The sequence below is a fragment of the Polaribacter sp. OB-PA-B3 genome, assembly GCF_054589375.1.
In genome coordinates, this window is sequence record NZ_BAAIIX010000002.1 from 36,339 (window position 1) to 56,337 (window position 19,999).

Genomic DNA, 19,999 nt, shown 5'->3' on the forward strand with positions numbered 1-19,999 from the left:
CAATGCACAATTACCATTGATCATTGATTACTGTTAATTGATAATTGAAATAAAAATGGCAAAACAAGATTTTTACGAAATATTAGGTATTTCTAAATCTGCAACTCAAGCAGAAATTAAGAAGGCTTATAGAAAAATGGCTATAAAATATCATCCAGATAAAAATCCTGATGATAAAACTGCAGAAGAAAACTTTAAAAAAGCTGCAGAAGCTTATGAAGTTTTAAGCGACGAAAACAAAAAAGCAAGATACGATCAATACGGTCATGCTGCTTTTGATGGTCCACAAGGTGGTGGCGGTTTTGGTGGCGGTGGTATGAATATGGATGACATATTTAGCCAATTCGGAGACATCTTTGGCGGTGGCGGTTTCGGCCGCGGCTTTGGTGGTGGTTTTGGTGGTGGCGGTGGCCAGCGTCAAGCAAGAGTTAAAGGAAGTAACATGAGAATTCGTGTAAAACTTACTTTAGAAGAAATTGCAAAAGGAGTTGAGAAAAAAGTAAAAGTAAAGCGTAAAGTTCAAGCTGACGGAGTAACCTACAAAACATGTACAACTTGTAATGGATCTGGTCAGCAAATGCGAGTTACAAACACAATATTAGGTAGAATGCAAACCGCAACAACTTGTGGTACTTGTTCTGGTGCAGGAGAAATTATTAGTAGCAAACCAAATGGAGCAGATGCACAAGGTTTAATTGTTGCAGAAGAAACAGTTTCTATTAACATACCTGCTGGTGTAACAGAAGGAGTTCAATTAAAAGTAGGAGGTAAAGGTAATGAAGCTCCTGGTAAAAACTCTATTGCAGGAGATTTATTAGTTTTGATTGAAGAAATTCAGCATGATACTTTAAAAAGAGAAGGAACAAATATTCACTATGATTTGTATGTAAACTTTTCTGAAGCAGTTTTAGGTACAAGTAAAGAAGTAGAAACTGTAACAGGTAAGGTGAAAATTAAAATTGATGCGGGTACACAATCTGGAAAAATTTTAAGATTAAAAGGGAAAGGTTTACCAAGTATAGAAAGATATGGTACAGGAGATTTTTTAATCCATATTAATGTTTGGACACCGCAAGAGTTAAACAAAGAACAAAAGCAGTTTTTTGATAAAATGATGAATGACGATAACTTTGTACCTGCACCAAATAAATCAGATAAATCATTTTTTGAGAAGGTTAAAGATATGTTTTCGTAGACATATGTTAAAAAAATTAGTAAAAAAATGAATATTAAATAAAAAGAATTCATTTTTTAGAAGATTTAATATATATTTGCAGTGTTGTTGGTTCGCCAACAACACTTTTTCTTTTTCATAGCAATTTTTCCCACTCAATTTATTGAGTGGGTTTTTTTTATCAAATAGAAATCGTAACATATAATTTAAAGCAGGCTTATCTTATCGTCTTAATTTAATTAAGAAGGAAAGTCCGGACACCAAAGAGTATCATAGCGGATAACATCCGTCCAGCGTAAGTTGAGGACAAGTGCAACAGAAAGCAAGTACAGTTCGGCTGTAGTGAAACCAGGTAAACTCTATGAGGTGCAATGTCATGTATATTAGAGCTTGAGAGCTACTCGCTCGATTCTAAAGGGTAGACAGATAGATTCTAAGAGTAATTTTAGAACTAGATAAATGATAAGAGCCTTATTTATAAGGAACAGAATTCGGCTTATTAGCCTGCTTTTTTTAATTAATTACGATATCCTTAATAAAAAATAGATTATCTTCTTTTTTATTGAATAATATTCAGCTATTTAGAAAATTGCCTTTATTTATTTATTAATTATTGCAATCGGTTATTTATCTTTTAAAATTAATATAAAAAATGTAAGTTTGCGAGAATAAATTTTAAAGAGTTTAAAACTTAATTCTTTAAAATTTTTAACAAAAGACTTACAGTAATAAAAGATTTCTTTCATGAGTATTTATAAAGATTACCTAAAACAGATTGAAGAACGAAAAACGAAAGGACTTCATCCACAACCAATTGATGGTGCAGATTTATTAAGCGCAATTATAGAGCAAATTAAAGACACAAATAACGAGTATAGAGAACAATCTTTAAACTTCTTTATTTATAATGTTTTACCGGGTACCACAAGTGCCGCAGTTGTAAAAGCTAAGTTTTTAAAAGAGATTATTTTAGGTGAATCTATGGTTCCGGAAATTTCAATGGATTTTGCTTTCGAGCAATTATCTCATATGAAAGGTGGGCCTTCCGTTAGAGTATTGTTAGATTTAGCTTTAGGTACTGATGAAGAAATAGCTAATAAAGCAGCAAAAGTATTAAAAACACAAGTATTTTTATACGAAGCAGATACAGATCGTTTAGAGGAGGCTTATAATAACGGAAGTGCTATTGCTAAAGATATTATTGAAAGTTATGCTAAAGCAGAGTTCTTTACAAAGCTTCCAGAATTAGAAGAGGAGATAGAGGTAGTAACCTATATTGCCGGTGTTGGTGATATTTCTACAGATTTGTTATCACCTGGAGGTGATGCACATTCACGTTCAGATCGTGAGTTACATGGGCAATGTATGTTTGAGCATAACAAAGACATGCAAAATGAATTGTTAGCTTTAAAAGAACAACATCCTGATAAGCGAGTAATGTTAATTGCCGAAAAGGGAACTATGGGAGTTGGATCGTCTAGAATGTCTGGTGTAAATAATGTTGCATTATGGACAGGTATTCCTTCAAGTCCTTATGTACCTTTTATTAATATTGCACCAGTAATTGCAGGTACAAATGGTATTGCTCCAATTTTCTTAACAACTGTTGGCGTAACAGGAGGTATCGGTTTAGATTTAAAAAACTGGGTTATACAAAAAGATGCAGAAGGAAATACTATTGTAGATGAAGATGGAGAACCAATTTTAAAACAAATGTATTCTGTAGAAACAGGTACAGTTTTAACAATAAATACAAAAGAGAAAAAATTATACCACGGTAAAACAGAATTAAAAGATATTTCTGCTGCTTTTACTCCGCAAAAGATGGAGTTTATGAAAGCAGGTGGTTCTTATGCAGTTGTTTTCGGTAAAAAATTACAAACATTTGCTTGTAAAACTTTAGGTATTGAAGTGCCGCAAGTATACGCACCTTCAAAAGAAGTATCAATCGAAGGTCAAGGTTTAACAGCTGTAGAGAAAATATTCAATAAAAATGCAGTAGGTACATCCGGAGCAACATTGCATGCAGGTTCTTACGTTCGTGCAGAAGTAAATATCGTAGGTTCTCAAGATACTACAGGTTTAATGACTTCTCAAGAATTAGAAATGATGGCTGCCACAGTTATTTCTCCAATTGTAGATGGTGCATACCAATCTGGTTGCCATACAGCATCAGTTTGGGATGATAAATCTAAAGCTAATATTCCAAGATTGATGAGCTTTATGAACGATTTTGGTTTAATTACTGGTCGTGATCCAAAAGGAAAATATTTCCCAATGACAGATGTTATTCATAAAGTTCTTAACGATATTACTGTTGGAGATTGGGACATCATTATTGGTGGAGATTCGCACACACGTATGTCTAAAGGTGTTGCTTTTGGTGCAGATTCTGGTACTGTAGCTTTAGCACTAGCAACAGGTGAAGCGTCTATGCCAATTCCAGAATCTGTTAAAGTAACCTTTAAAGGACAAATGAAATCTTACATGGATTTCCGTGATGTAGTACACGCAACACAACAACAAATGTTAAAGCAATTTGGAGGTGAAAATGTATTCCAAGGTCGTGTAATCGAAGTACATATTGGTACTTTAACTGCAGACGAAGCTTTTACATTTACAGATTGGACTGCAGAAATGAAAGCTAAGGCGTCTATCTGTATTTCAGAAGACGATACTTTAATCGAGTCATTAGAAATTGCAAAAGGTCGTATCCAAATCATGATTGATAAAGGTATGGATAATGCAAAAGGTGTACTTAAAGGTCTTGTAGATAAAGCAGAAACTAGAATAACTGAGCTTAAAACTGGTATTAAACCATCTTTAAGACCAGATGCAGATGCCAAATATTATGCAGAAGTTGTTATTGATTTAGATGAAATTGCTGAACCAATGATTGCAGATCCAGATGTAAATAACGAAGATGTTTCAAAACGTTATACACACGATAACATTAGACCATTATCATATTACGGAGGAACTAAAAAAGTAGATTTAGGTTTCATAGGATCTTGTATGGTTCATAAAGGAGACATGAAAATTTTAGCTCAAATGCTTAAAAATGTCGAAGCTCAAAATGGTAAAGTAGAATTTAAAGCACCTTTAGTAGTTGCGCCGCCAACATATAATATTGTAGACGAACTTAAAGAAGAAGGTGATTGGGATGTTTTAGTAAAATACTCAGGATTCGAGTTTGACGATAGCGCTCCAAAAGGATTAGCACGTACCAAATACGAAAACATGTTGTATTTAGAGCGTCCAGGATGTAACCTTTGTATGGGTAATCAAGAAAAAGCAGAACCAGGAGATACAGTAATGGCAACTTCTACACGTTTGTTCCAAGGAAGAGTGGTAAAAGATTCTGGAGAGAAAAAAGGTGAGTCATTATTATCATCTACACCAGTAGTTGTTTTATCAACAATTTTAGGAAGAACACCAACTATGGCAGAATATGAAGCTGCAGTTGATGGTATAATTTTAACTAAATTTAAGCCTTCACAAAAACAATTAGTTAGATAATTAAAAATCTATATAAATTTTGAAAAATCCTGAGTTTTATACTCAGGATTTTTTATTTTTTATCAATATTAAGTATCAGATTTTTCTATTCAGCTATAAGTTTATAATCATTATTAATAAATAAATCACTTATCAAATAATTATAAATTTTGTATCTTGGGATTTAGTAAAACTTATAACAAAAACCTTTAAATTATTTATAATTCTTATGGCATTTGATATTGATATGATTAAAAAAGTGTATTCAACCGTTGTTGAACGTGTTGATGCTGCTCGTGAACTTACAGGAAAACCATTAACCTTAGCAGAAAAGATTTTATATTCTCACTTATGGGATAATAAATCTGATAAGGCTTTTGTAAGAGGAAAAGACTATGTAGATTTTGCTCCAGATAGAATTGCTTTACAAGATGCAACAGCACAAATGGCATTGTTACAGTTTATGCAAGCTGGTAAATCTAAAGTTGCAGTACCAACAACTACTCATTGCGATCACTTAATTCAGGCAAAAAATGGTGCAAGTTCAGATTTACAAAATGCAATAAATACAAGTAATGAGGTGTTTAATTTTTTAGAATCTGTTTCTAATAAATATGGTTTAGGTTTTTGGAAACCAGGTGCAGGAATTATACATCAAGTAGTTTTAGAAAATTATGCTTTTCCAGGTGGAATGATGATTGGTACAGATTCTCATACAGTAAATGCTGGAGGACTAGGTATGGTTGCCATTGGGGTTGGTGGTGCAGATGCAGTAGATGTTATGGCGGGTATGCCTTGGGAGTTAAAGTTTCCGAAATTAATTGGTGTAAAATTAACCGGGAAATTATCTGGTTGGACAGCGCCAAAAGATGTTATTCTAAAAGTTGCTGGCATTGTTTCTGCTAAAGGAGGTACTGGTGCTATTGTAGAATATTTTGGCGAAGGTGCAACTTCTATGTCTTGTACAGGTAAAGGTACAATTTGTAACATGGGAGCAGAAATAGGAGCTACAACTTCTACATTTGGTTATGATGAGTCTATGGAGCGTTATTTACGTGCTACAGATAGAGATGATGTTGCTGATGCTGCAAATGAGGTGAAAGATTATTTAACAGGAGATAAAGAAGTATATGCAAATCCAGAACAATACTTCGATCAAGTAATAGAAATTAATTTATCAGAATTAAGTCCGTTGTTAAACGGTCCTTTTACTCCAGATTTATCTACAAAAGCTGGTGCTGATATGACTAAAGCAGCAAATGCTAACGATTGGCCTTTAAAAGTAGAATGGGGATTAATAGGTTCTTGTACAAACTCTTCATACGAAGATTTATCTAGAGCGTCTTCGATTGCACAACAAGCCATTGATAAAGGTTTAAAAACCAAAGCTGAATTTGGAATCAACCCTGGTTCTGAAAAAGTTAGGTATACTGCAGATAGAGACGGTATTTTAGGAATCTTTGAAAAATTGGATGCTACAATTTTCACAAATGCTTGTGGTCCATGTATAGGGCAATGGGCACGTTATGAAGACCCAAAAAATGCTCCTAAAAACTCAATAATTCATTCATTCAATAGAAATTTTGCAAAACGTGCAGATGGTAATCCTAACACGCATGCTTTTGTAGCTTCGCCAGAAATGGTTGCTGCAGTAGCTATTGCTGGTCGTTTAGATTTTAACCCTATCACAGATAAACTAATAAATGAAAACGGTGAAGAAGTAATGTTAGACGAACCTACAGGATGGGAATTACCTCCAAAAGGTTTCGAAGTTAAAGATGATGGTTATTTGGCACCTGAAGAAGACGGAAGTCACGTTCAAATTGCTGTGAATGAAAATTCTGAAAGATTACAGTTGTTAGAACCTTTTACACCAATTGGAAACGATATTTCTGGAGCAAAATTATTAATTAAAGCTTTTGGTAAATGTACCACAGACCATATTTCTATGGCAGGGCCTTGGTTACGTTTTAGAGGACATCTAGACAATATTTCTAACAATTGTTTAATTGGTGCAGTAAACGCGTTTGGTAAGAAAACAAATTTTGTTAAAAATCAAATTACGGGAGAATTTGGAGGAGTGCCAGATACAGCGAGAGCTTATAAAGCTGCTGGAATTAAAACAGTTGTTGTAGGTGATCATAACTACGGTGAAGGTTCTTCTAGAGAACATGCTGCAATGGAACCAAGACATTTAGGTGTTGCTGCCGTAATCGTAAAATCTTTTGCGAGAATTCACGAAACAAATCTTAAAAAACAAGGGATGTTAGGTTTAACTTTTGCAAATGAAGCAGATTATGATTTAATTCAAGAAGATGATACCTTCAACTTCTTAGATTTAAATGAGTTTGCACCAGATAAGCCTTTAACAATAGAATTAGTGCATGCAGATGGCTCGAAAGACACAATTTTAGTAAACCATACTTATAACCAAAGTCAAATTGAATGGTATAATGAAGGTTCTGCATTAAACTTAATAAAAAAAGAAAATGCTTAATATTTAAGTTTAATTAATATAAAACTCTCGATGAATTTCGAGAGTTTTTTTTTACTTTTATTTTATGAAATTAAATCCTTTTGAATCTTTTTTAGATTGTATATCAAAAACACCTTTACAAGTTATAGATAAAAAATTGCCTTTGTCTGGTTATACTCCGATAGATATTTCTAACACAAATAAAGACTTATTAAACTTTGATGTTTCTTCTTCTAGTGATTGGGAAAATTACATTGAAGAATTTTTAAAAAAACAAAATAAGCAAGTGGCTTATGGTGGTTATTTAGAAAAAAGAAATTTATATGACAGAAGTGCGTATTTTAAAAATTTAAGTGAAGACGATAAAAGAAATATACATTTAGGTATCGATTTATGGTGTAAAGAAAAAACCAAAGTATTGGCCGTTTTAAAAGGAAAAGTACATAGTTTTAATTTTAATAAAAATCACGGTGATTACGGACCAACAATTATTTTAGAACATAAAATTGCAGATTATAATTTTTATACTTTATATGGACATTTATCTAAAAATTCAATTCAAAATTTAAATGTTGGTGATATATTCAATAAAGGAGAAGTAATTGCAGAACTAGGCGATGCTTCGGTTAATGGAGATTATGCACCACATTTACATTTTCAAATTATAAAAGATTTACAAGATTATAGAGGTGATTATCCCGGGGTTTCTTCATTTAAAGATTTAGGTTTTTATAAACAGAATTGCCCAAACCCTAACTTATTATTAAAAATTATCGATTAATTTAGATTTTTTGTAAGTATACAGGTTGTTTTAAGACTTTTATAATAATTGTCTAAAATACTACCTTATGAAAAATATTTGGTTTTTTGATCATGTTAATTTGTTTAATCTTTTATGCCCTCATAAATTTAAAGATTACAAAAAATGCCACAGTTTTGATACTTATCAAAAAAGTGATTACATCTATTTCACAGAAGACGCTGCAAATAAAGTTTTTCTTATTGAAAAAGGAAAAGTTAAAATAGGTTATTACACAGAAGCTGGAGAAGAAATTGTCAATGCCATTTTAACTAAAGGAGAATTGTTTGGTGAAAAGGCTATTTTGGGTGAAGAAAAAAGAAATGAATTTGCGCAATCTATAGATATGAAAACATCTATTTGCCCGATAAGTGTAGAAACAATGCATGATTTAATGCGTGATAATAAAACATTTAGTTTAAAAATTTATAAATTTTTAGGGCTTAGGTTTAAAAAGTTAGAGAGAAGATTACAATTGATTTTATTTAAAGATACTAGAACTCGCTTTTTAGAATTTACAAAAGAATTATGTGAAGAGTATGGTTACGACTGCGAAGCTACAGGAGATAAAATTATAGTTCATCCTTATACACAAAAAGATATTGCCTCTTTAATTGGCACATCTAGATCTAATTTAAATGTCTTAATGAATGAACTTAAAGATGAAAATATTATAAATTTTAATAGAAAAGAACTTAGAATTTTACAAATAACGGCGTAATTGTTCGCTAGCTAACATTTAAAGATTTATTTAGCTTTTAACTTTGTCATCAACATTAACAATAAACATTTAATAAGATGAAAAAAGTTTTAAACTTAGCAATTATTTTTGCTTTAACAACATTATTTGTTGCATGTAGCGACAATGAAAACGAACCAACTACAGGCAATTTAACCGTAAATTTATCAGGATTAGAAGAACTAGGTGCAGATTTTGTATATGAAGGTTGGTTGATTGTAAACGGATCTCCGGTAAGTACAGGTACATTTACTAGTGTTGATTTTCCGCAAACTTATACTGTAGACCTTGCAGACTTACAAGATGCTACTAAGTTTGTGCTATCTATTGAACCAGCAGTAGATTCTGACCCAGCACCTGCTGCAACTAAAATTTTAGCTGGTGATTTTTCAGGAAATTCAGCTAGTGTAAATTCAGATAATATTGTAGTTGATGCTTCTGGAGATTTAAAAACTTTAGCAGAATCTTACGGAAAATACATTTTAGCGACTCCAACAGATAATGATGATACTAATGAAGCAAGCGGAGTTTGGTTTTTAGATAATTCTGATGCGCCAACAGTTACTGCTGGTTTAGGTTTACCTGCTTTAACTGATGGATGGAAATATGAAGGTTGGGTAGTAATAAATGGTACACCTATTAGTACCGGAACATTTTTAACAGGTTCAGGAGCAGATGATAATGCTGCAACATCTTCGTTTAAAGGAACTTTAAATAATGGCCCTGCATATCCAGGAGAAGATTACGTTATGGGCGCTGCAGCTGGTATAGATTTTCCTACAGATTTAAAAGGTGCTACAGTTGTAATTTCGGTAGAGCCAAGTCCAGATAATAGTCCAGCTCCATTTACATTAAAACCACTTGCACATTTAGTGCCATCAGATGCAAAAAATCATACAGTCTTAACAATGGGAGCAGGTCCTGTTATAAATTTATCTGGAACAGTAACTAGATAACTGATAAAATATATCTACTATTTAATTTTGTTAATGGTTGATTATTAAGAGCAATTCAATTTTTTTGAATTGCTCTTTCAGTTTTAAACAAAAAAAATGCTCAAATAAAAATAAATTTTTAAATGAGCACCAACTAACCAACCAAGTTGTGTTATTTTATTTCGAATTTTAAAGGCATAAGGTATATTTCTCCTTTTTTAATTCCCTTTAAATTAATTTTTTTATAATTGAATTTACTTTTTAAGTAGGTATTTAATTCTGATACTTTAGAGTCTACAGAAAGAACAACTATTTCATTTTTATTATTAATTAAAAAAGAAACTTCTGCAGCTGTAGTTTGTTTTAATATTACAGGAATATCATTGCCTAAATAAGAAGACATTTCTGTTCTTAAACTAGAATTTTCTTTATTCTTTTTTAATACAGGATCTGTAGCTGTCGCAGTAAATACTGTTGATAAACTGATTGCTAATACTGCGATAATTGTTTTAAAATTTTTCATAATAAGTGTGTTTGAGATTAATGTTATACTGTAAAGACTACACTAATCAAAAAAGGTTTCACACAAACTATCAGTTTAAGATTTAATTAACGCTATTTAACTGAATTTAAGAAAATTAAGATTGTTTTTTAACAAATTTGAACTTGAAATACTTGCAGTTTTAGAAGTAACTTTTAAAAATAAGTTATTTACAATTCGTATTTAAACTATCTAAAATAATATTGCAACCTAAAATAATTTCTTCATCAGATATATTTAAAGGAGGAGTAACACGAAGTGCGCAATTTTCAAAAAGTAAAAAGAAGAGAATAAGTCCTTTATTTAAACAATCAAAAACTACATTAGCCGTAAGTTCTGGATTTTCTAAAATTACTGCAAGCATTAAACCTTTTCCTCTAATTTCTTTTATGGCTGGATGTTTTAAATGTTTTCTAATTAAATCTTCTTTACGTAAACTTTCTTTTAGTAAGTTTTTAGTTAGGATTTCTGTAACCGTTGCATAACCTGCAGCTGCTATAACGGGGTTTCCTGCAAAAGTAGAAATATGACCAAGTTTAGGATTTTCTTTTAAAAGCTCCATATGTTTAAAATCAGCAATAAAAGCACCAATTGGCATTCCGCCACCCAAACCTTTACCCGTAATAATAATATCTGGAGTTATATTATAGTTTTCGAAACCCCAAAAAGTACCTGTTCTACCAATTCCTGTTTGTATCTCATCTAAAATTAAAAGAGCACCAACTTTCTTACATCTCGATTTTACTTTAGCTAAATAATTGTTAGTTGGAGCAATAAAACCAGCACCACCTTGTATTGTTTCTAAAATTACTGCAGCTGTTTTGGTTGTAATTTTTTCTAAATCTAGCTCATTATTAAACTCAATAAATTTAGAACCAGGAATTAAAGGTCTAAAAGCCTGAATTTGTTCTTCAACACCCGAAACACTCATTGCGCCCATGGTGTTGCCATGATAAGATTTCTTTGCGGCTATAATTTCAGATCTATTTGTTACTCTCTTTGCTAATTTTAAAGCACCTTCGGTAGCTTCTGTCCCAGAATTAGTAAGATAAACTGAGTTTAATCCATCAGGAGAATTTTTAACTAAAATTTTACATAATTCTACTTGTGGTTTCTGTACAAACTCACCATAAACCATTACGTGCGAGTAAGCATCTAACTGTTTTTTAATAGCATTTGTAACTTTAGGATGGTTATGACCTAAACTATTAGCAGAAACACCAGCAACAAAATCTAAATATCTTTTTTGATTTATATCAAAAATAAAACTTCCTTTTGCATGAGATATTTCTAAAGCAAATGGATGAGGAGAAGTTTGTGCTTGATATTTAAAGAAATCTTCTTTCATTTATTTATTTTTAGAAGTACTTTCTTTAGTATTATCTTCGGGGTCGTTCATGATTAAAGGTTTGATAAAATCTTTATCACTTTTTACAGGATTTTTTTGATTGTTATCATCTTTAAAAATATCTTCCTTAGTTTTTGGCTGTTCACTTTCTCGCCAAATAAAACCTTGTAGTTTTTTATCTTCTGATGGAAATAGAGAAGGAGGATATGTTTTTCCTTCGGATTTTTTTAAGTATTTAATAGTTGCTATTTGTCCGTTTTCTAAAGTAAACTCAATATTACTAGATATTTCTTTGGTAATTGTTTCGATAATACCTGTTTCTTCGTTTCTATTATAATACACAGATTCGGCATTTCCTTTAACCAACAACAATTTAAGTTTATTTTCTTTAAACTTACCAAACATATTTCTTCCTTTTATTTGGTTGTATTCTTCTATCGAAAGCGAATCTTTAGAAACTATAAAAGCATTATTTAATACTTTTAAAGAGTCTAATTTTTCTGTTTCTACATTAGATAATAAATGAATGGTGTCTCCTGTTATTTGATTGCCATCAGACCATAAAACCGGATTTCTAAACATTTTTGTAATACCTGTTTTTTGATCTGTGTGGATAGAATCGCACTTACCTTGTAAATCTGATTTAAAAATTTTTACATCATGATAGGTTCTTACAATTCGTTTTTCTGGAGCACCTGTTATCAAAAGTGTATCACCATGAATAAACGTTGAATCTTTGTCTACAATAGATATTGCAACCGCTTTTTCTATGATAAAAAGCGAATCTTTTTCTTCAAAAATTTCTGCATAATTACCACGAGTAACAAAATTTTTAACTGTATCTATCACCTGAATATTGTTGGTAGCAGAAGCGAAACCTTGTTTTTTATCATAATACAAACTGTCACCTTCTACGGTTCTTTCTTTCAAAAATAGTTTTGCATTTTTTACAAAATAAGAAATATCTGTTTTGGTGTTGTAAAATCCTCTTTCGCAATAAATTTTATTTTCATTTTGAGTATTTGTTATTGTAGATGGGCCATACAAATAGGTTAAACCAGAGTTTGTGTAGTAATCTAAATGATTAGATTCTAGGTTATGTTCTGGGTTTACAACGGTAACTCTTGTAGTTGCAGTAAACTTTTTAGTTTCTAAGTAATAGTTTCCGTTTTTACTATTTAAAGTATTTGTTTGGTCTTTAATTGTAGCATAACTTCGATAATACAATTTTTGATTTAATCTATCAAACTGCAAAGTATCTGTAGTTAAGGTCATTTCTGGGTCTTTTAAAACTACATTTCCCCAAGACAATGCTTGTTTAGAATTTGCATCATAATCTAGGTAATCACTTGTTTGTGTTATAGTATCACCTTGTTTAATAGTTACATTTTCTAAAGCTTTAAAAAAGTTTTCTTTTTGATAAAATAACGCTTGTTTACATGTAAGAATTGCACCCTCATGAGTCATTTTTACATTACCAATTAAAACGGTTGCCCCAGGATATTTGCTTTCATCTACATATTGTTGTTCTGCAGAATAAATCATTTTTTTTGATTGTGAGAAACCTAAAAAACTAATTAAAAGAAAAGTAAATACTAATATTTTTTTCAAAAGTTACTGTTTTAGGCAAAAATACTGAAAAGATAGTAGTTGATTACTAAAGAAAAGTGAAAATAATTAAGGCTTTTAATGTGAAATGAAAATAAAAAAGCATCTTTTAAGTGAATAAAAGATGCTTTAATAATAAGTGTTTGTAGATTACTATCTCATAATAGTTTGTTTTCTGTCTGGACCAACAGATACAATCTTAACAGGTACGCCAGTTTCTTTTTCTATAAAGGCAACATAATCCATTAAGTTTTTAGGTAGTTGATCTGCAGAAGTCATTTTTGTTAAATCTTCATCCCAACCTTTAAATTCAGAATAGTTTACAGAAACATTTTCTGGTTCGATGTTATATGGTAAATGAGAGATTTCTTCACCTTTATAGTTGTAAGAAGTACAAACTTTTAAAGTATCAAAACCAGAAAGAACATCTCCTTTCATCATCATTAGTTGTGTAACACCATTAACATCAACAGCATATTTTAAAGCAACTAAATCTAACCATCCACATCTTCTTGGTCTACCAGTTGTAGCTCCGAATTCATGACCAACTCTAGCCATTTCTTCACCATCTTTATCAAAAAGTTCTGTAGGGAAAGGTCCTGAACCAACACGAGTAGTATAGGCTTTAAAAATTCCGAAAACTTCACCAATTCTATTTGGTGCAACACCTAAACCAGTACAAGCACCAGCTGCAGTTGTATTAGATGATGTTACAAAAGGATAGGTACCAAAATCAATATCTAATAAAGATCCTTGTGCACCTTCTGCTAAAATTGTCTTTTTATCTTTAATAGCTTGATTTAAAAATTCTTCGCTATCAATAAAAGCCAATGTTTTTAATTTATCGATTCCTTTAATAAATTCTGCTTCTAATTCTTTTAAATCATATTCTATTTGAACATCAAAGAATTCTAACATTTTAATATGCTTTTCTGTTAAAGCATCGTATTTTTCTTTCCAGTTGTCTAACTCTAAGTCACCAACACGCATTCCGTTTCTACCAGTCTTGTCCATATAAGTTGGACCAATACCTTTTAAAGTAGAACCAATTTTAGCCTTACCTTTAGAGGTTTCTGATGCAGCATCTAACAATCTATGTGTTGGTAAAATTAAGTGCGCTTTTCTAGAAATTAATAATTTAGAAGTATAATCGATATTATGTTTGTCTAAATTTTCTAATTCTTTTTTAAAAATTACGGGGTCTATTACAACACCATTACCAACTACATTTAATGCAGTTTTATGAAAAATTCCTGAAGGAATTGTGTGTAAAACGTGTTTGTGTCCATCAAAAATTAAAGTGTGTCCTGCGTTTGGGCCTCCTTGAAAACGAGCTATAATATCATAGTTTGTTGTTAAAACATCTACGATTTTTCCTTTTCCTTCATCTCCCCATTGCAGTCCTAGTAATAAATCTACAGCCATTAGTTGTGTAATTTGTTGTTTGTGTTGTGTATTGTTAATTATGATTTTTTCTTTTTTGTGCCGTAAAAGTAAAGTGAGTGGTTTTGAATATCAATATCAAAAATTTCTTCTATAGTTTTTTTGATAATTTGTATTCTTGGGTCACAGAACTCTTTTACATCTCCTGTATCTGTAAAAATTACATGATCGTGATTTTTGTCGAAATAACTTTTTTCATAACGGGCCATAGATTGCCCATCGAATTGGTGTTTTCTTACCAAACCGCAACTTAACAGAATTTCTATAGTATTGTAAAGTGTAGCTCTACTAACTCTATAATTCTTGTTTTTCATCTTGATATAGAGAGATTCTATATCAAAATGTTCGTCAGCGTCATATATTTCTTGAAGAATAGCGTAGCGTTCAGGTGTTTTTCTGTGCTTGTTTTCTTCTAAATATGCTGTAAATACTTTTTTTACTACTTCTTGATTTTCAAGAGAATTACTCATTATCTTAAAATTTTACGAAAAAGCAAAAATACAGTTATTTCTGAATAAATAACTTCTTTTTTGAAGAGTATATTTATAAACTATTAACACGGTCTACTTTTTTAACACCTTCTACTTTCTGAATGCTACTAATTAGTTTGTTTAATTGCCCGCTATTCTTAACGCTTAAACTAATTTTACCATCAAAAATTCCTTCGTTACCGGCTATATTTATACTGTTAATAAAAACACCCATATTACTAGAAATAATTTTTGTTAAATCATTTATAATACCTCTGTTATCTACACCGCTAATATGTAAAATAACCTTAAAGTCTTGTTTTGTAGAATCTATCCACTTAGCAAGCATAATTCTGTAAGCATAATTAGATTGTAAAGAAATTGCATTAGGACAATTTTTTTTATGCACTTTTATACCTTCGTTAATTGTTAGAAAGCCAAAAACATTATCACCAGGAATTGGGTTACAACATTTAGATAGTTTATAATCTAATTTTTCTTCTTCTTTACCAAATACTAAAGCATCGTATTTACTTGTAACTTCTTCAGAATCTACAATTTCTTTATTGCTAGATGGTGATCTTCTTAATTTTGTTTTGAAAAAGTTTAAAATAGTACTATTTCTTTGAGCTACATATGCCTTTAAACTTGTATTGTCGATTGCACCATTACCAACTCTAAAAAACAAATCGAAGCTTGTTCTAATCTTAAAAAAGTTTACAAGTTCGTTAATTGTTTTTTCGTTAAAAGGTATTTTTAAATGTCTTAATTTTCTTGTTAAGATAGCTTTACCTTCTTCAGCAATTTTCTTTTCTTCTTCTTTTAGAGCTGCTCTAATTTTTGTTTTTGCTCTCGCAGTAATTACAAAATCTAACCATCTTGCGTTTGGTTTATTATTAGAAGAAGTAATTACTTCAATTTGATCGCCACTTTTTAATTTATGACTTAAAGGAACCAATTTTCCATTTACTTTTGCCCCTCTACATTTTAAACCAACATCTGTATGTATGGTAAACGCAAAGTCTAAAGCAGAAGCATCTTTTGGTAAGGATTTTAATTCTCCTTTAGGTGTAAAAACATAAATTTCTTTTGCGTATAAATTCAATTTAAACTCTTCAACAAAATCTACCGCATTTAAACTTTGGTTTTCTAAAGATTCTTTTAATCGATTTAGCCAAGTTTCTAAACCACTTTCATTAGAGTTGCCTTGTTTGTATTTAAAGTGTGCAGCATAACCTTTTTCTGCAATTTCATTCATTCTACTCGAACGAATTTGCACTTCTACCCATTGTGCATCTGGCCCCACAACAGTTATGTGAAGAGCCTCATAACCTGTAGATTTTGGCTGAGAAATCCAATCTCTTAATCTGGTTGGATTTGGTTTAAAATAGTCGGTAACAATTGTATAAATTTTCCAAGCGTCGAACTTGTCATCATCAGAAGTGGGTTTATAAATAATACGAATTGCATATTTATCGTAAACTTCTTCAAAAGTAACATTTTGCTTTCTCATTTTTCTACGGATAGAATAAATGGACTTAAACCTACCTTTTATTTCATAAGTAAAATTCTCTTTGTCTAAACCTTTTTTTAACGTTTCGGCAAAAGTTTCTAAGTATTTTTGTTGTTCTTCTTTACTTTCTTTAATTTTGGTAACAATATCTGTGTAAACTTCTGGTTCTGTATATTTTAATCCTAAATCTTCTAGTTCTGTTTTAATATTGTACAAGCCTAATCTATGTGCTAATGGCGCATAAATATATAAAGTTTCTGAAGCTATTTTAACCTGTTTGTGCGCTGGCATTGCATCCATAGTTTGCATATTGTGCAATCTATCTGCAATTTTTATTAAAATAACTCGAACATCATCGTTTAAAGTTAAGAGCATTTTTCTAAAATTTTCTGCTTGTATAGAAGCATCTTGTTCTTTATTTAAGCGAGAAATTTTAGTTAAACCGTTTACAATTCTGGCAATTGTTTCTCCAAACAATTGCTCCATATCATCTAGGGTATACTCTGTATCTTCTACAACATCGTGCAACAAAGCTGCAGCAATAGAAGTTGCGCCCAAACCAATTTCCATAGCAACAATTTTTGCTACGGCAATTGGATGAAATATATAAGGTTCTCCGGTTTTTCTACGTTGTTCAGAATGTGCATCTACTGCTATTTCAAATGCTTTTCTTATTAACTTTTTATCATCTTCAGATAAAATCTCGTAGGTACCTTTTAATAAATCCTTGTATCTATTTGCAATTTCCTTATTTTCTTCTTCTATGGTTGCTGTATACTGCATAAATTACTTTGTAGATATTGTGTTAATCTAAAGTGAATTTAAGAATAAGAATTTTAACAAACAAGCATTTCGTTTTCTAAATTATCTGCACTTTAATTTATTACTTTTGAAGAATGAAAATCTTACTTTACGTTACCTTATTAACATTGTGTAGTCTTAGTTTTTATGCTCAAGAAAATAAGAAGAAGCATTTAATTTTCGAAATCCAAAAAAGAAAAATAAATATAGATTTAGATACGGCTATTTTTGAAAGTTTTGCAACAAATATGTACGGTTCTAAAAATAAAGATGCCATAGTTATAGCGTTGTATTTACCTAACTCTTATGAAGATCAAAAACTAAAAATAGCAAGTGTACAAAACGATAAGATTTGGGCAGAAAAAAAGGCATATGGCAAAACTATATATACTACCAATTACGAACTTATTAAATCTGATAAGCGGTTTGTAAAGTCAGAATATATTATAAGTATGCAAGATAATTTGTGCATTTCATTAACTACAATGCTGCCTGTAAATGCACCAAAAAAAGACAAACAAATGATTGTTGATATTGTAAAATCTGTATTAAAGAGAAACTAACTTTTATTCTTTAAATTTAAAACTCTTTGTAAAAGAGTAGGGTGAGAGTAATGCATAAAAACGTAAGCAGGATGCGGCGTTAAATTACTTAAGCTATTTTTAGATAGTTTTTTTAGAGAACTTATTAATGGTTTTGCTGCAAAGGTGTTTTTAGCGAAATCATCTGCTTGATATTCAAATTTTCTTGAAACAAAATTCATTATTAAATTAGTTATTTCTGATATTGGTGAGTATAAAATTCCGAAAGCAATTAGACCAATATGAAAACTTGGCTCTGTAACACTTAAGGCCTTAGAAAATATAGGGTAATTAATAAATAACGATAATAAATAAAGTGTAAAACCAGTTATTAAAATTGAGGTAACAAGATTAAAAATGATATGTTTTTTCTTATAATGCCCAACTTCGTGCGCTAAAACTGCAACAATTTCATCTGTTTCTAAATCATTTATAAGTGTATCAAAAAGTGTAATTCTTTTTTGCGAACCAAAACCAGAAAAGTAGGCATTTGCTTTTGTAGAACGCTTAGAACCATCAATAACAAAAATATTATCGAGTTTAAAACCAACTTGTTCTGCATACTTTTCGATTGAAGTTTTTAATTCTCCGTTTTCTAACGGAGTTTGTTTATTAAAAATGGGCACAATTAATTTTGCGTAAAACATATTCATAAACAAAGTAAATACTGCAATTAAAAGCCAAGTATACAGCCAAAAATTTTCTTTTGTTTGCTGATAAAACCAGATAATCATCGATAAAATAAGTCCGCCAATAATGATTGTCATTAACCAACCTTTTAATTTATCTAGCCAAAAAGTTTTTTTAGAAGATTTATTAAAACCAAACTTTTCTTCGATAACAAATGTTTGATAATATGAAAAAGGTGTTGTTAAAATATCTGAACCCAACATAATTATTCCAAAGAAGATTAAGGCAACAAGAATGTTATTATCTGTAAAACTTCGTGCTAAATTATCAACAAAACTAAAGCCTTCTAAAATAAAAAAAAGTAGTGTTAAAACAAACGAAAATGTACTGGTTAAGTTAGAGAATTTCTCATTTGTCTTTTTATATGCCTGAGATTTTTTATATTCTGATTCATCATAAACATCTGCTAATTCACCCGGAATTTCATCATCAAAATGTTTAGCATTTAAGTAATCTAAAACCTTATCGATAATAAAACTAATAACTAGAATCGTAATTAATGTGTAAAACAAAGAAGTTGGTGTCATTTTTAGGTGATTTTATTTAAAGTTTCTTTGTCTTTTAGCTTCAAATAGAACAATTGCAGCTGCCACAGAAACATTCATAGAATCTATTTTACCTTGCATTGGTATATTTATATTTTGTGTTGCATTTTTTCTAAAAATTTCTGTTAAACCTGTTGCTTCAGTTCCAACAACAATTGCAGCACCGTCTGTGTAGTTTTCTTTGTAATATTCATTCGAATTCTGTAAAGTTGTTGCAAATATTTTAATGTTATTCTCTAATAAAAAAGTAATAATTTCTTCGGATGAACCTACAGCTATTTGATTTGTGAATACACAGCCAACACTAGAACGAATAATATTAGAATTGTACATATCGCTTTTAGGGTTTGCGATAAAAACAGCATCTGCATTTGCGGCATCTGCAGTTCTTAAAATAGCTCCAATATTTCCAGGTTTTTCTATACCTTCAGCAACTAAAATTAGTGGTTTTTTAGAAGAGAATTTAATCGAATTTAAAGAGAAATTTTTAGATTTTGTAACTGCGATAATACCTTCTGTACTATCTCTGTATGCTAATTTTTGATAAACTTCTGTAGAAATTTTAATCCGATGAATGTTTTCGTTAAATAGATGTAATATTTCTTTTTCTGAAATAATTTCTTCTACAAACAAAACAGTATCAAAATTATAATTAGCAGCAATTGCTAAAGTAATTTCTCTTTTACCTTCTATGATAAATAAACCTTTTTTTTTGCGTTCTCTAGACTTTTCTTGAAGTTTTAAAAGGTCTTTAACGTATGTGTTTTGTATGCTTGTAATTTCTTTCATTAATACAAATATACCTATTTATAGGTATTGTAGTAATAAAGATTTTATA

Annotated in this window: 15 protein-coding genes and 1 other RNA gene; 8 read left to right on the plus strand and 8 right to left on the minus strand. The window is 30.6% G+C overall.

The features are described 5' to 3' along the window. The first annotated feature begins 55 nt into the window (after positions 1 to 55). The 7 genes from dnaJ (at position 56) to ACYPV9_RS03840 (ending at position 9,642) form a co-directional block, all read left to right on the plus strand. On the plus strand, positions 56 to 1,195 hold the full coding sequence (dnaJ, locus tag ACYPV9_RS03810) for a molecular chaperone DnaJ (RefSeq protein WP_459741721.1): 1,140 nt from the start codon (positions 56 to 58) through the stop codon (positions 1,193 to 1,195). Positions 1,196 to 1,382: 187 nt separating this feature from the next. After that, positions 1,383 to 1,689: RNase P RNA component class A (rnpB, locus tag ACYPV9_RS03815), an RNA gene on the plus strand. A gap of 229 nt (positions 1,690 to 1,918) precedes the next feature. After that, positions 1,919 to 4,693 (plus strand): bifunctional aconitate hydratase 2/2-methylisocitrate dehydratase, encoded by a 2,775-nt coding sequence (locus ACYPV9_RS03820; protein ID WP_459741723.1) that lies wholly within the window; start codon positions 1,919 to 1,921, stop codon positions 4,691 to 4,693. A 208-nt stretch (positions 4,694 to 4,901) separates the two neighbouring features. Beyond that, the gene (locus ACYPV9_RS03825; protein WP_459741725.1) at positions 4,902 to 7,169 is read left to right on the plus strand and encodes an aconitate hydratase; all 2,268 of its coding nucleotides are present in this window, start codon (positions 4,902 to 4,904) and stop codon (positions 7,167 to 7,169) included. A 64-nt stretch (positions 7,170 to 7,233) separates the two neighbouring features. After that, positions 7,234 to 7,929, plus strand: a complete 696-nt coding sequence (locus tag ACYPV9_RS03830; protein ID WP_459741727.1) for a peptidoglycan DD-metalloendopeptidase family protein — start codon at positions 7,234 to 7,236, stop codon at positions 7,927 to 7,929. A gap of 67 nt (positions 7,930 to 7,996) precedes the next feature. Continuing rightward, the gene (locus ACYPV9_RS03835) at positions 7,997 to 8,668 is read left to right on the plus strand and encodes a Crp/Fnr family transcriptional regulator (RefSeq protein ID WP_459741729.1); all 672 of its coding nucleotides are present in this window, start codon (positions 7,997 to 7,999) and stop codon (positions 8,666 to 8,668) included. 77 nt (positions 8,669 to 8,745) lie between these two features. After that, the gene (locus ACYPV9_RS03840) at positions 8,746 to 9,642 is read left to right on the plus strand and encodes an anti-sigma factor (protein ID WP_459741731.1); all 897 of its coding nucleotides are present in this window, start codon (positions 8,746 to 8,748) and stop codon (positions 9,640 to 9,642) included. Between the two features lie 151 nt (positions 9,643 to 9,793). Here ACYPV9_RS03840 and ACYPV9_RS03845 read toward each other — a convergent pair whose 3' ends face one another. From ACYPV9_RS03845 to ACYPV9_RS03870, 6 genes are all read right to left on the minus strand, one after another. Beyond that, entirely contained in the window at positions 9,794 to 10,144 is a 351-nt protein-coding gene (locus ACYPV9_RS03845; RefSeq protein ID WP_299061081.1) for a hypothetical protein, read from the minus strand. Positions 10,145 to 10,328: 184 nt separating this feature from the next. Next, positions 10,329 to 11,510, minus strand: coding sequence for an aspartate aminotransferase family protein (locus tag ACYPV9_RS03850; protein WP_459741734.1), 1,182 nt, complete (start codon positions 11,508 to 11,510; stop codon positions 10,329 to 10,331). Then, complete coding sequence (locus ACYPV9_RS03855) at positions 11,511 to 13,121, minus strand: OstA-like protein (protein WP_459741736.1); 1,611 nt, start codon at positions 13,119 to 13,121, stop codon at positions 11,511 to 11,513. Between the two features lie 150 nt (positions 13,122 to 13,271). Continuing rightward, the gene (locus ACYPV9_RS03860) at positions 13,272 to 14,543 is read right to left on the minus strand and encodes an adenylosuccinate synthase (RefSeq protein ID WP_079738653.1); all 1,272 of its coding nucleotides are present in this window, start codon (positions 14,541 to 14,543) and stop codon (positions 13,272 to 13,274) included. A 38-nt stretch (positions 14,544 to 14,581) separates the two neighbouring features. Further along, positions 14,582 to 15,031 (minus strand): Fur family transcriptional regulator, encoded by a 450-nt coding sequence (locus ACYPV9_RS03865; RefSeq protein WP_299061069.1) that lies wholly within the window; start codon positions 15,029 to 15,031, stop codon positions 14,582 to 14,584. Positions 15,032 to 15,104: 73 nt separating this feature from the next. Beyond that, entirely contained in the window at positions 15,105 to 17,327 is a 2,223-nt protein-coding gene (locus tag ACYPV9_RS03870; RefSeq protein ID WP_299061066.1) for a RelA/SpoT family protein, read from the minus strand. Between the two features lie 113 nt (positions 17,328 to 17,440). On the opposite strand from ACYPV9_RS03870, the gene ACYPV9_RS03875 reads away from it, so the two are divergent. Further along, entirely contained in the window at positions 17,441 to 17,908 is a 468-nt protein-coding gene (locus tag ACYPV9_RS03875; RefSeq protein ID WP_459741740.1) for a hypothetical protein, read from the plus strand. Here ACYPV9_RS03875 and ACYPV9_RS03880 read toward each other — a convergent pair. Beyond that, complete coding sequence (locus ACYPV9_RS03880; RefSeq protein ID WP_459741741.1) at positions 17,905 to 19,143, minus strand: M48 family metallopeptidase; 1,239 nt, start codon at positions 19,141 to 19,143, stop codon at positions 17,905 to 17,907. The genes ACYPV9_RS03875 and ACYPV9_RS03880 overlap by 4 nt on opposite strands. A 12-nt stretch (positions 19,144 to 19,155) precedes the next feature. Then, complete coding sequence (locus ACYPV9_RS03885; RefSeq protein ID WP_459741743.1) at positions 19,156 to 19,950, minus strand: TrmH family RNA methyltransferase; 795 nt, start codon at positions 19,948 to 19,950, stop codon at positions 19,156 to 19,158. Positions 19,951 to 19,999: the final 49 nt, after the last annotated feature.